The following is a 12,323-nucleotide window of genomic DNA, read 5'->3' on the forward strand; positions in this document are numbered from 1 at the left end:
CATTTAGGTTCAAAAACCGGTCTTAAAGTGGCGCACTTTTAAAGCATAACTGTGGCTCATTTTTAGACCATAATTGATACCCTGCCCTCATCCCGCTTTCGACGGGATTTTTCATGACACAAAAAACTTGTGCTGTCACTCTGCTGCCATTTTGCTGCCACTTGCCAAATCTCAGGCACAAAAAAACCGCCTCACGGCGGTTAACGACATACTCATACTACTTTGTTTTACTTATACTATTTTCCATGGTGCCCGGGGCGGGACTTGAACCCGCACAGCCATAAGCCGAGGGATTTTAAAAAATAAAACATAACCAATGAAAACATAAAGTTAAGTTATATCAATTGGTTAATTGTGAGCATGTTTGGCTATATTTGCGCAGGGTTAGTTTGCGCCGCCACTAAAAACTAATCATTTTCGAGCTTATCATAGGGATTTAATGTTAGTGCTGCATCCAGATGATCCGGGGCAAAATGTGAGTAACGCATAGTCATCACTATGGTGCTATGGCCGAGGATTTGTTGCAGTACCAGAATGTTACCTCCCCCCATCATAAAGTGGCTGGCAAATGTGTGCCGCAGTACGTGAGTACGCTGTCCTTTAGGCAGTTCTATCCCCGCCCTTTTTAGTGCATTTTTGAAAGCATCATAACAGGATGAAAACATTGGCCCGCGCCGTTTAGGCAAGCGGTCATATAAACGTTTGGATATGGGAACTGTACGATTACGCTTACTTTTAGTCTGAGTAAATGTGACACGATTCGGCATAAGTTGAGACTGAGAAAGCCCTTGTGCCTCACTCCATCTTGCACCGGTAGCCAGGCATAAGCGAACCACATTACCCAGGTCTTTATTTTCCGACTCGTCACAAGCAGCCAATAGCCGCTTTATATCGTCAGGATAGAGAAATGCCAGCTCCTGATCACCCTCTTTAAATTGGCGTAAGCCATCCAGAGGATTATCACCCTCCCACTCCCCTAGCCGTTTTAACTCGGAAAATACCGCCCGAAGATAAGAATATTCACGGTTAACCGTTGCTTGTTTCGGAGCCGCCCTGCCCTTAGCTTGCCATTTACCGTTAAGCCGCTGTTCCCGATAAACAGCAAAAGCATTCTTATCAAAATCCGTGACAAGTGGGTCACCCAACCGTTCACAGATAGCCTCTAACTTTACCTTTCGGGTTTCGCCCGATGTTAGAGTTTGCCCGTGCATCTCGTACCAACGACTAACCAAATTGCTGAGTTTCAATGTATTACCAACCGAAGCCTCAACAACCTGATCTTTCTGCATCATGCGGCGCTCAAATGAGAGAGCCTCACCCTTAGTGGCAAACTGCTTGCGAAGCCGTTCACCACGCCGTCCATTGGGATAACACTCACAAATCCATTTGCCAGTGGTTAATTTACGAACAGCCAAAATTAATGCCCCTATTTATTTTTTAGATATATATTTAAAAAATTCATTAAGGCCAGCTCCGCCCTGATCATTATAATAAATCTGCTTGTATTCTTTAGACGTCTCATCATGTCCATACTCATCAGATATAGTGAGTTCAGAAAAATCAGTAACGGGTATAAATTTCTGAATATCTTTTAATGCTTGTGCCCGAGTTTTTGTAATAGTCACTTTATCTGCAATCAAATAATCATTTTTACTATAAATTTTAGGCATGGCAGTTACGGTGATTTTATCTACACCCGTGTGAATGAAGCTACGATATATGCCATAGATCGCTGCTCTTTCTGTTTGTTCAGAAATCACTATTTTTAGATCATTCGGAAATACTTCTGGAGATAATTGGATATGAAGAGGTTTTTTTGAAATTACTTTAAAAGTGCCATTGTCAGTAGAAAAATCATTAAACTGTTGAACCATATCTGGAACAGATGGGAATTTTGTCGGACCATCGGCATAGACGATACTGGAAAAAATCACAGTGGATGCAAAAATTAACTTATTGATTAGATTCATTATAAAAAATCTCCATATTCGTAAAAATAATGCTTATTCACTATTTATTGTTAGCTAATTTATTCGGCTTCGATTGCGCGAACGCATCGCCAACCGCCTGTATATTTAGCCTTGCCGAGTCATCCATTGCTCGGTAATTCTCTACTAATTTCAGCTCTTCTGTAGAGATAGTATCTGGAGGGGTTCGTTTCCCAGTCAGTATATACATGACGTCTAAACCATACTGAGCATTCAACAATGCGAGTGTGGCTGCATCAGGTACAGTTTCCCCTCTCTCGTATTTACCCCATGTTCTGGTTGAAACACCAAAATTTGTCGCCATAGCCTCTTGGCTTTCACCCGTTTTTTCCCTTTCTTCACGCAGTCGCGCGCCAATTAGGAATAATAATTCCTCTTTTTTGTTTGACATAGGAACAATACTTCCTTAAATTGTGTTGTACAGGAACTTAGTGGATCACAATATATCATTATGAAACAAGTCGAACATGATCAACGCTCGCGATTACCGAAAGGAATCGCCTCAAAAAATCCTACCCCCATGCGTTTATCTGATGGTGAACGCTCTGAATTAGAAGCACTTGCAGCAAAAGAAAGTCGTTCAATTTCCAGTATGGCCCGCCTGGTTTACTTGCGCGGGATCGCTGCTATTCAGGCTGATTGATAAGGGGAAATTATGGGTAATGTCACCATTAATATCACCGTACCCACGGGCTATGTCTCTCTGAAAGAATATGCCGTAATGACTGGTATCCCTTTCGCTACCTGCCGGGGAATGGTGCGCGATGGCCGGATTATTATTCGTCCGAAAATTAAAGCCGGAGACAAAGTTGAAGTTAACTTGGTCGCTATGTTGAAAGATGCCATTGCCAATAGTTAGGGGAAAATACAATGCATACCTTAACCGCCATCAGCCGTAACACGTCAATTTATCGCGGGTTTGTGATTAATTTTCGTCGCAGAACGGCCATTAACTTACTTAATCGGTATGAGGTTTTCTTGGGTGAGCAGTCTTTCGGCTTGTTTGACGCGCAAGCACTCGCCACCGGATTTATCGATCAGTTACACGACGAGCGTGAGACAGGAGCCGCAGCATGAAATCACCTTGCCTACAGATAGCTAACGCCATACTGCAAACGCACAGCGCTGATATGGCCGAGTTAATCAATCGCCAAGTAGGGAAAGATGGCATTTATTCATTAAGAACAAGCCTCAATGCCCGTGAAAAAAAAGCCATCACCAGTAATACACTGTCAGGTTTGAGCATGATTACCGCCATAGCATGGCAGTTGCGCGAAAACGAATTAGCCACTTTCCATCAACTGAATGCCGCTACACAGCAATTTCGTGAATCTGGCGTTCTTCCTCCTCCGTTTAATGAAGAGGTGCCGACATGTCAGGCCAACTAATTGAATTGACCAGCGGTGTATTGGCTGCAATGGTATTTCTGGTCTGGGTTGCCGTCTTGTCTGCCCGCGCTGTGATCCGCGATCACCGCCGCCGCGCCAGTATCAAGCAAAAAGCAAAACACCAGGCGTTTCTAGAACGCAAAGCCGAAGTAGAGCGCAAAGCACGTCAGTCATTTTGACAAGGCTCCACTCACGTTTATTTAAGGTGAATTAAATGGCTTGTACTTGTTTTAACGATGTCGCCGCCAAAGCAGATTCTGCATTGCGGGAAAAAAATGCTGATTCAATCGGTAAGGTTGACGAATCACACTTTGATCGTGAAATGCTTTCCTTTAGCCGTGGCGATTATTGCCCTGTTTCTCTTAATTATATTTTCCGTTATTACCGCAAGAAAAAAGACGGCACCAATGAACAAAGAATCACCAATTCAGATGTTTATATAGTGATTAAGCATTGTCCATTTTGCGGCACAAAGTTTGACGGAAAAGCAGACTGATAGATTTTTTATAAATAGGCATTTAAGGGGCGGCAATGAAACAAGCATATTCCACACTGATTAACGACCTGTTGCAGCAATACCACTTCAAGGCCGAAAACATGCGCATCGCTTCCGCTGTTGCCGATGAGGTGCGAATGTTTTCGCTAAATGATTACGCCTTTCGTTTGAGTGTTGGTTTGGAGGGGCTGTTAAGTGCCGCGCACGCATCCGGGGATCAAGATAGCGCTCAGGAATTAGAGTTACTGGTCACTCAGTGTAACGGCGGAGATATTCCCAAACCTTTACATCAATCACTAACCGGCTTTAATTTATTTTTTCTGATAAGTCACACCGAGAGGTGAATGATGGAGCAAATTAATTCGGATGAATCACCACTTTCAATGCAGGAATGGAATCAGAAAGTAGGTTTACGGCATTTAGACCGCATAAAGGAATTGTTTAAAAAAGATCCAGATGAAGAGTTTGAACGACGCTTGGAGTCATTAAGAAAGGGAGGGACAAAGGGCATTATTTATTACGCGGCTGGAATAAAGAAAGACAGACATGACGAAAAGTTTAGAGAGTTGGAATTTCACGAAAGAAAAGCAGTGCGTAAAGCGGCTTTGGATTTATGGGTTGATTTAAATTCAATCCCGAAAGACTTGTTATAAATAAATAGCATTTTAGCAAATTGCTAAATATGGCGTATTTCTAGCGCCGGGACTCCTATTATCTAAAATAAGGTGATGTGATATGGAAAAGCAGAAAGAAACTACCAATATCCCCGCAATCATATACCTGCAAAATTTCATTAACAGACGTCCGGGGCATGGCCTTACTCCGGGAGGGAAAAATAAGGCACTTGCAGACCTTGCCTATTTGGAATGCACACTAAATAAACAATCAACCGCCATAGATGCCTTGAAAAAACAGGTGGAAATAGCTTCCGGCACTGCAACAAAGGTATCGACCTACCTAGATTCAATCGTCGCAGCGATTGAAGCAACAGCGCACGGCAAAGGCTGCACCACTAATTACGCACACCAGACTGTGATTAATGTTATTTCAGCCATTAGTAAAACCGAATCAGCATACAGGGAAGCGTTGGACACGCGGGGGGTGCCAGTATTTCATGCATTAAAAATAATCCCGGAGTATTTCGACGCCGTATTCATCGGATGTAAAAAAGCTGAATTGCGACTGAATGACCGTAATTTTTCTGTCGGCGATTGTTTAATTTTAAATGAATGGGAATTAAACGCCGGATATTCAGGGCGAAGCATTGTAGTTGAAGTTACGGACGTCACTCCATGTGATTTCGCTATACCCAACTACGTCATGCTCTCATTTGAGGGAATTGATTCTATAGATTGTTACCTTGATGGTTCTGATGGAGGTATCCCATTTTGAATATTTTTAACTTACCCTATCACTTGGCGAACGCTTTCTGGAAAGCTATTAAAAAATCCGGAAAATTATACTGCAAGTTAATTGCAAAATATCGCGCTAACCAGTGGTTAAAGAATAACTGTTTTATTCTGGATACGGAAACAACGGGCCTTGGTAAAGATGCCGAGATAATAGAAATATGTATTATCGACTGCACCGGTAAAGTATTGCTCAATACGCTGATTAGGCCACGCAATCCCATCCCAGCCGAGGCAACTGCGATTCATGGTATTACTAATAAAATGGTCGCCGCCGCCCCAACATGGCGTGATATTCATTGGCAATTTATGGCTCTCACCCATACCAAAACATTGGTTATTTACAATATAGTTTTTGATATCCGGTTAATTATGCAAACAGCCAAAATAAATAACTGTGGCTTTGGTTCTTTTGAACTTAATACTGAATGCGCTATGTACAATTATGCCGAGTATTACGGCCAGTGGGATCAGAAGCGGAATAAATTTAAATGGCAAAGTCTGAGTAATGCAGCCAAACAGCAAGGCGTTGTTATTGATGGAACGCCGCACCGCGCACTTGCCGATTGCAAAACAACGCTGGGTGTTATCCGTGCCATGGCAGGAGTGAAATCATGAAACGAATTTTCTCCCCGCTGAAATGGGCCGGTTCCAAAGGCCGTATTATGCCAATCTTGCGCCAGCATCTACCCGCAGGTAAACGGCTGGTAGAGCCGTTCGCCGGGTCATGCTCCGTCATGCTGAATACTGATTATGACGAGTATCTAATCGCTGATATTAACGGCGATTTAATTAATTTCTATCAGCAATTACAAAAGGATTATAAAACCGTCATTGTTCTTGCGGAAGCGCTTTTCAGATTAGATAACAACGAGGCTGATTATTATTTTAATCGCCAATCTTTTAATGAGCGTGAATTTAGCGACGAATTCAACGCCGCCATGTTTTTATATTTAAACCGCCATTGCCACGGTGGTATTTGCCGTTATAACCAAAAAGGCGAATTCAACGTTCCCTACGGAAGATATAAAGCGCCTTATTTCCCCGAAGCTGAGATCCGCCATTTCGCTGAAAAAGCAAAAAAGGCCACATTTATATGCTGTGACTTTTCCGAAGCGTTAACAATGACCGAACCGGGCGACGTGGTTTATTGCGATCCGCCTTATATCCCTACATCCACGACCGCAGATTTTACCAGTTACCACACCGGCAGCTTTAGCCTTAGCGAGCAATTTTGGTTGTCGGAAATACTCACGATCACCGCAGGTCAGGGTTGCCATGTTATTGCATCGAACAGCGATACTCCACACGGCCGGTATCTTTACGAAAGTTTCGATATTCACAGCATCACCGCCCCCCGCTCTGCCAGTTGTAAAGCCGATGGTCGTAAAGCTGTAGGTGAAATCATTGCGACCTTGGGGGCGGCAATATGACCACAAACGCCTATTACAACGAGATTGATCCCTATGCAGCCCAGTGGCTGAGAAACCTTATTAAGGCCGGTCATATTGCCCCCGGCTATGTTGACGAACGGAGTATTGAAGATGTCAAACCCGATGACTTACGAGAATTCACTCAGTGCCATTTCTTTGCAGGAATCGGCGTCTGGTCATACGCCTTGCGTCGTGCCGGATGGCCTGACGACGAGCCAGTTTGGACAGGCTCTTGCCCTTGCCAGCCTTTCAGCGCGGCAGGCAAAGGCGGCGGGTTTGATGATGAGCGGCACCTGTGGCCCGCATTCTTTCACCTCATCCAACAGCGCCGGCCACCAACAATTTTTGGTGAGCAGGTTGCAAGCAAAGACGGCCTTACATGGCTCGACCTTGTACAAGCTGACTTGGAAAGTGCGAATTACTCCCCAACAGCGGTCGATCTTTGCGCTGCGGGCTTCGGTGCGCCGAACATCAGGCAGCGCCTCTTCTGGGTGGCCGACACCGACGACCAGAGATTACAAGGGGGTGTCGGGGTTGGGCAGACAAATGCGGAAAGGGAATTTCACGGACACGCTGGCGAATGCGTCAGCCATAGCGGGCTGGCCGACACCGACTTGCGATACAGCCCAACGAACGAAGCCCTATGCGCAGGGTGGAATGCCTTTAACGCTAGCAGCTACCTTGTCGGGCTGGACAACGCCAACAGCGGGAAACGGGAAAGGCAGCAAGACACCGCCGTTGAGGCAGGGCGGCATGACATTGAACGGGCAGGTTCTTTTAGCGGGATGGCCGACACCGTTAGCGACAGAAGCCCGGCTGGGGTATCAGAACCGGAACACGGGCAAGAAAGGAACTCAGGAAAGCCTCACGACAGTAGTGATCAATTCAATTGGGAGCCGAGACCATCTTCCGTTGCATCAGGCGGCGCGGTTAACGGCTTCTGGCGAGATGCTGACTGGCTCCTGTGCAGGGATGGAAAGTGGCGGCCAGCTGAATCCGGCACATTCCCGTTGGTTGATGGGATTACCAATCGCGTGGGACGACTGCGCGCCTACGGAAACGCCATCAATGCTTCGACGGCAGAGGCTTTCATTAGGGCATATTTAGCCACGCCCCTGTGGATAGGTACCGATCTGGCTGGTGTCACTGAATGACCGAGCATTCACGAAGCCGCATCACCCCAGTACCACCGCTGCCTTATCCGGGCAGCGGTGATGTTTCTATTGAATGGGAGCACTCATGGAATGCCCCGCGCCCTGCCATTGGTGGCTACCAATCTTTAGCACCGGTCGCAGTGGTAGCAAAACCAAAATCTCACCCGCTGGTTATTCGCTATGTGAAACGCCTGAATGCATTGGGATATACCGAATTACGCGAGCCTAATCAAACCTTACTTAAAATGCGCAGGGAACGCGCCGAGCTTGAGCGCCAAATCTATTTGCGGGACAAGCAGCAATGGGCGGATTCACCGCAGGGTGTAGAGGCCCGCATTGATCAGCAGCCTATTTTTATTAAATCGCATTTTCAAAATAAAATTAAGTGGTTACGTGAAAACCATGGCGATAAACATACCAATGCATTCTTAACCGGCACCGGCAAGAATGCATTGTTACGTCTGGATGCCGTGCGCGAATATCAGGGAGTGAGCAAGGGCCGAAAATCTGAGTTAATGGCTTATTTTCAGGGAATTTACAACCACCTTGCCGAGCTAAACAAACGCCGGGTTAAGTCGCTGGCGAATGATGTTGCTGGCCGCATTAATGAAATGTTCTGCACCGAGGTATCCACGCCCACCGAAGAAACTCGCAATTTAACTGATGCCGAGTTATTAACCATTTATCGCAATATTGCGCTTGAAGTGTGGTCTTTACGCGTCAGGCCGTCGCACTGGCGTGAATTGGGGCCGAAGCCCGACCAGCCAGATAAGCCTGTTGATCGCACAATCTATTATTCTGCTATTGCCCGGCTGATTAATGCGGATTGGTGGGAAGGTAAATTGTGGCGACTGCGTAATGACTGGCGAGAAAGTCAGTTGCGCGCCGCTGGCTTGATCCATAAGCGTGCCGCACCTTACATCAGTAAGGAGGCGTTGGCCGACTGGATAGAGCAAAAACGCCGGAACCGTGAATTTTTTAAACGACATGAATTAGTTGATGATGAGGGCAACACTGTTTCTTTAGAGGCAATGGTGGATGCCAGTATCAGCAATCCGACTATTCGCCGCCATGAGCTAATGGCACGCATGAAAGGGATCGAACTGGTTGCTCAGTCGCGTGATGATGTGGGTATGTTCTATACCATCACTTGCCCGTCTAAATACCACGCCAACAACCAAAGCGGCCACGCTAACCCGAAATGGAACTACACCACGCCGTCACAAGCGCAAGCCTATCTCACCAAGTTATGGAGAAACATTACTTCAAAATTGGGTAGGGAAAATCTGCGCGTCTACGGTTTTCGTGTGGCTGAGCCGCATCATGACAGCACACCGCACTGGCACTTATTGTTATTTATGAAACCGCAAGAGTGCCACGCGATCACCGAAATTATGCGTGCCTACGCTGTCAAAACTGATCGCGCCGAATTAGGTAAACGCACCAGCGCCCGTTTTACCGCTAAACGGCTGGATCCGAAGAAAGGCAGCGCCACCGCCTATATCGCTAAATACATCAGTAAAAATATTGATGGTTACGCACTGGACGGTGAACTAGACCATGAAACCGACAAGCCGCTGAAAGAAACGGCTCGTTTTGCTATGGCCTGGGCATCTCGTCACCGTATCCGCCAATATCAGCCCATAGGCACGCCGCCGGTGACTGTCTGGCGGGAGCTGCGCAAGCTGAATAACCAGCTACTCAATGATCTGATTAAGTCACATGAATTTAAGTTAGCCATACAGCGCCTGATAGATAAAAAAACCGACCCCGCAGACATTGCAGCGAAAGTCGCCGCCATGCGAGGGAAAAAGCTATTACTTGATCCAGCAATGGATGCCGTTACCGCCGCCGCTGATGCTGGGTGCTTTGCTACTTACATCATGCAGCAGGGTGGCGTCTTAATTCCTCGCGGGGAATACACAGTGCGCATTGCCTATCAGGACAATGAACAGCCCAACGCCTACGGCGAAATCACCGAGAAGATTTTCGGCATCTATTCCCCGCTTTTGGGCGAGGCGTCGCGCATCTGTACTCGCCTAAAAACTTGGAAGATTGTCGCCCGCCAAAAGGTGAAACCCGCCGTTGCCGTGGGGTTTGATGTTTTTCAGGACGGCCCCGCCGTCCCTTGGAGTTCTGTCAATAACTCTCCGGTAGAGCAAAAAATAGTCGAACCGGAGGAGGCCATAGACAGAACATTAGAAGAAAAAATAATCGATTTCACCGCGATCACCGACGCAGAACGTCGGGCCTTACTGCGCAGGATAAAAAACGCACCGGTAGCAACGATTAAAACCAATCCATTGACGCCAGCCGAGGAATTATCGCGCCAGGTATCAGCCGAAAAGGCCGTCCAGCGGCAAGAAAAAACCGCACAGCTGGCACCAGTGACAACAAAAATCCGCGATTTTGCCGAGTCAATCGGGCTTTCCATTAGCAAGCAGCAAGCGCAATCACTGGCTTGTGGCGCAACGTTGACCATCGGTGGCCAGAACTGGCGGGCAAGAGAGGATTGTTGTTTGTACCAGTGCCAACCAACCACCGCCCAGCGAGTATCTAGCGTCATGAGCCGAGTGGCGAAATTACGAGAGGGTTATCGAGCACAGTCATGAGTGTCTGTGCGGTACCGGATACCAAGAGCACAGTCAGCTTTGTCTGTACTGGCCAGAATGTAGTTTTACCGGCAAGCACAGATAAACACGTCTGTGTCAGATGTAAAAATCCGCTGCAGTATAGATATTTTTAACTATGGAGATCGGAATGGGATATTTAGGCAGTAAGGCAGCAAGCGGAGCATATCAGGCAATTATTAGCCAGATGCCGCCCCATGACACTTATATCGAAACACATTTAGGCGGTGGCGCTGTGATGCTAAAAAAACCGCCGGCTGCCAATAATATTGGGATAGATATTGATGCGCGCGCCGTAAAAGATTTTGTTTTTTCTCATGATCTACCACATGTCAGAGTGTTCAATAAAGATGCCGTTGACTACCTTGACCACTTCGACTTTAGCCGCGCCGGGCGCGTCCTAATTTATGCTGATCCACCTTATTTATTGGAAACCCGCACCAGTCGGGCCCGTTATAAACATGAATATACCATTGGTGATCACCGGCGTTTGATTGCCGCTCTGCGTAATGTCCCTGCTTTCGTCATGATTTCTGGCTATCCATCGGATTTATACAACGACTTACTAGGTGATTGGCGCTCAATTCAGTTTCAAGTCATGACGCGCGGCGGCCCGCGCACAGAGCAATTATGGATGAACTATCCGGCTGAGGCCGCTTGCAGTGCTGCTTTTGCTGGTAGGGATTATATCGACCGCCAGCGAATCAAACGCAAGGCTTTGCGCTGGGCCAATAATTACAACGGTTTATCGGCGAATGAACAGCTCGCTATCTTAAACGCCCTCCTTAAAACCCATCAGACCACAGGCGAATAGCTATGAGTTTGCGAAAGAAAATTAATTACACCGACACCCTTTGCACATTGTTAACCGATGAACAGCGCGTTGCTCAAATGCTTGGCGACGCATGGAATCAATATTTACAGCTTCCGGTTGAGCATCCATATGAGCGTGATGAGTTCTGCCGAGCTATTCACGATTGCCAGAGAATCATATTGGCCCGCCCAGCAATTCGTGGACTGGCTGAAAAAGGCCAGGGATATAAGAAATAGCCCTATTTCTATTAGGAGAATGAAATGATCAAGACAGATATTCAGTTTTTATTTGATGAAGAAATGGAACGCCGCCGGGTTGAGTTAGTGGCCGTTAGGGCCGATCGTTTCGCTTATGGCTATCTTGCTACAAGGTCAGTCTTTAAAAACTTTAAAGATGAAAACTTTAAGTTTCATGAAGATAGAACTGTAGATATTTTTGCAAGAATCGAATTGCTCCACGGGATTGCAGCCTTAAAAACGTTTAAAAAAGAGGAGAAAAGCCATAAACATTTCACCTCAAAAATAGAAATTATTGGCTTGGGTTGCTGGAATGCAAACCGATTCATGCGTATTAAATTTTAAGAGGTGGCCGATTGTGACAGCAGCAAGTGAACGTAAGCGCGCCCAGCGCCAGCGGGATAAAGAATTAGGTATCACTGAACTGACTTTACGTCTGGATACCGCAGAAATGACAATGCTACTGGAGGGCTGCGAACAGCGCCGCATTGCTCGCGGGCCTTATGAACGGGCCGAGTATTTGATCGGCTTGCTTCGCCAGGACAATAAATTGCTACACAAACAGCTTGATGAGTTGAAAAAAAGCAGTTGCAAGCGATGTGGTGACACATTACCGGGCGATAAAGCCGGTTGCTGTTTACAAGGTGACACGGAGTGCTGGCAGACGCAGGGGTATAAGAAACTGATGTTGGACACCCTATAACGCGGGTGCTGATAGTGTACCACCACAATATTAAATAAACCATAGAAATGAATAGATATGCGTCAGTTTGAA

20 protein-coding genes are annotated in these 12,323 nt (G+C 46.4%); 17 read left to right on the forward strand and 3 right to left on the reverse strand.

The features are described 5' to 3' along the window. Positions 1 to 407: 407 nt before the first annotated feature. From FTA91_RS10480 to FTA91_RS10490, 3 genes are read right to left on the reverse strand one after another with little or no spacing between them, the layout of a single operon-like run. A complete protein-coding gene (locus FTA91_RS10480) occupies positions 408 to 1,415 on the reverse strand; it encodes a phage integrase (RefSeq protein ID WP_050115629.1) in 1,008 nt (335 codons plus the stop codon). 15 nt (positions 1,416 to 1,430) lie between these two features. Then, positions 1,431 to 1,970, reverse strand: coding sequence for a hypothetical protein (locus tag FTA91_RS10485; protein ID WP_050115627.1), 540 nt, complete (start codon positions 1,968 to 1,970; stop codon positions 1,431 to 1,433). A 40-nt stretch (positions 1,971 to 2,010) separates the two neighbouring features. Further along, positions 2,011 to 2,379: a helix-turn-helix domain-containing protein gene (locus tag FTA91_RS10490; RefSeq protein WP_050115625.1), complete on the reverse strand. Its 369-nt coding sequence runs from the start codon at positions 2,377 to 2,379 to the stop codon at positions 2,011 to 2,013. A gap of 60 nt (positions 2,380 to 2,439) precedes the next feature. On the opposite strand from FTA91_RS10490, the gene FTA91_RS10495 reads away from it, so the two are divergent. From FTA91_RS10495 to FTA91_RS10575, 17 genes are all read left to right on the forward strand, one after another. Further along, positions 2,440 to 2,631 (forward strand): hypothetical protein, encoded by a 192-nt coding sequence (locus tag FTA91_RS10495; RefSeq protein ID WP_049648451.1) that lies wholly within the window; start codon positions 2,440 to 2,442, stop codon positions 2,629 to 2,631. A 12-nt stretch (positions 2,632 to 2,643) separates the two neighbouring features. After that, positions 2,644 to 2,847 carry a hypothetical protein gene (locus tag FTA91_RS10500; RefSeq protein ID WP_004706419.1) on the forward strand — a complete coding sequence of 68 codons (204 nt, stop codon included), beginning with the start codon at positions 2,644 to 2,646 and terminating at the stop codon, positions 2,845 to 2,847. A gap of 11 nt (positions 2,848 to 2,858) precedes the next feature. Beyond that, positions 2,859 to 3,065 carry a hypothetical protein gene (locus tag FTA91_RS10505; RefSeq protein WP_050115621.1) on the forward strand — a complete coding sequence of 69 codons (207 nt, stop codon included), beginning with the start codon at positions 2,859 to 2,861 and terminating at the stop codon, positions 3,063 to 3,065. Further along, entirely contained in the window at positions 3,062 to 3,376 is a 315-nt protein-coding gene (locus tag FTA91_RS10510; RefSeq protein WP_145534485.1) for a hypothetical protein, read from the forward strand. The genes FTA91_RS10505 and FTA91_RS10510 overlap by 4 nt, the downstream gene beginning before the upstream one ends. Further along, positions 3,361 to 3,555 (forward strand): hypothetical protein, encoded by a 195-nt coding sequence (locus tag FTA91_RS10515; RefSeq protein WP_145583291.1) that lies wholly within the window; start codon positions 3,361 to 3,363, stop codon positions 3,553 to 3,555. Before FTA91_RS10510 ends, FTA91_RS10515 begins: the two co-directional genes overlap by 16 nt. A gap of 35 nt (positions 3,556 to 3,590) precedes the next feature. Continuing rightward, positions 3,591 to 3,872: a hypothetical protein gene (locus FTA91_RS10520; RefSeq protein WP_145534489.1), complete on the forward strand. Its 282-nt coding sequence runs from the start codon at positions 3,591 to 3,593 to the stop codon at positions 3,870 to 3,872. Between the two features lie 35 nt (positions 3,873 to 3,907). Beyond that, positions 3,908 to 4,216 (forward strand): hypothetical protein, encoded by a 309-nt coding sequence (locus FTA91_RS10525; RefSeq protein WP_145534491.1) that lies wholly within the window; start codon positions 3,908 to 3,910, stop codon positions 4,214 to 4,216. Then, a complete protein-coding gene (locus FTA91_RS10530) occupies positions 4,217 to 4,525 on the forward strand; it encodes a DUF5347 domain-containing protein (protein WP_235896845.1) in 309 nt (102 codons plus the stop codon). A gap of 82 nt (positions 4,526 to 4,607) precedes the next feature. Continuing rightward, on the forward strand, positions 4,608 to 5,264 hold the full coding sequence (locus tag FTA91_RS10535; RefSeq protein ID WP_145534494.1) for a DUF3850 domain-containing protein: 657 nt from the start codon (positions 4,608 to 4,610) through the stop codon (positions 5,262 to 5,264). 47 nt (positions 5,265 to 5,311) lie between these two features. Continuing rightward, complete coding sequence (locus tag FTA91_RS10540; protein ID WP_413081184.1) at positions 5,312 to 5,899, forward strand: 3'-5' exonuclease family protein; 588 nt, start codon at positions 5,312 to 5,314, stop codon at positions 5,897 to 5,899. Next, the gene (locus FTA91_RS10545) at positions 5,896 to 6,714 is read left to right on the forward strand and encodes a DNA adenine methylase (protein ID WP_145534497.1); all 819 of its coding nucleotides are present in this window, start codon (positions 5,896 to 5,898) and stop codon (positions 6,712 to 6,714) included. Before FTA91_RS10540 ends, FTA91_RS10545 begins: the two co-directional genes overlap by 4 nt. Further along, a complete protein-coding gene (locus FTA91_RS10550; RefSeq protein WP_145534500.1) occupies positions 6,711 to 7,868 on the forward strand; it encodes a DNA cytosine methyltransferase in 1,158 nt (385 codons plus the stop codon). Before FTA91_RS10545 ends, FTA91_RS10550 begins: the two co-directional genes overlap by 4 nt. Continuing rightward, positions 7,865 to 10,480, forward strand: coding sequence for a replication endonuclease (locus tag FTA91_RS10555; protein WP_145583293.1), 2,616 nt, complete (start codon positions 7,865 to 7,867; stop codon positions 10,478 to 10,480). The genes FTA91_RS10550 and FTA91_RS10555 overlap by 4 nt, the downstream gene beginning before the upstream one ends. 148 nt (positions 10,481 to 10,628) lie before the next feature. Further along, a complete protein-coding gene (locus FTA91_RS10560) occupies positions 10,629 to 11,312 on the forward strand; it encodes a DNA adenine methylase (RefSeq protein ID WP_145583295.1) in 684 nt (227 codons plus the stop codon). Between the two features lie 2 nt (positions 11,313 to 11,314). Then, positions 11,315 to 11,548 (forward strand): hypothetical protein, encoded by a 234-nt coding sequence (locus FTA91_RS10565; RefSeq protein ID WP_145499102.1) that lies wholly within the window; start codon positions 11,315 to 11,317, stop codon positions 11,546 to 11,548. 24 nt (positions 11,549 to 11,572) lie between these two features. Beyond that, positions 11,573 to 11,893: a hypothetical protein gene (locus tag FTA91_RS10570; protein WP_145534508.1), complete on the forward strand. Its 321-nt coding sequence runs from the start codon at positions 11,573 to 11,575 to the stop codon at positions 11,891 to 11,893. Positions 11,894 to 11,906: 13 nt separating this feature from the next. Further along, a complete protein-coding gene (locus FTA91_RS10575; protein ID WP_080382447.1) occupies positions 11,907 to 12,251 on the forward strand; it encodes a hypothetical protein in 345 nt (114 codons plus the stop codon). Positions 12,252 to 12,323: the final 72 nt, after the last annotated feature.

The organism is Yersinia thracica, assembly GCF_902170565.1.
Classification (GTDB): Bacteria; Pseudomonadota; Gammaproteobacteria; order Enterobacterales; family Enterobacteriaceae; genus Yersinia; species Yersinia thracica.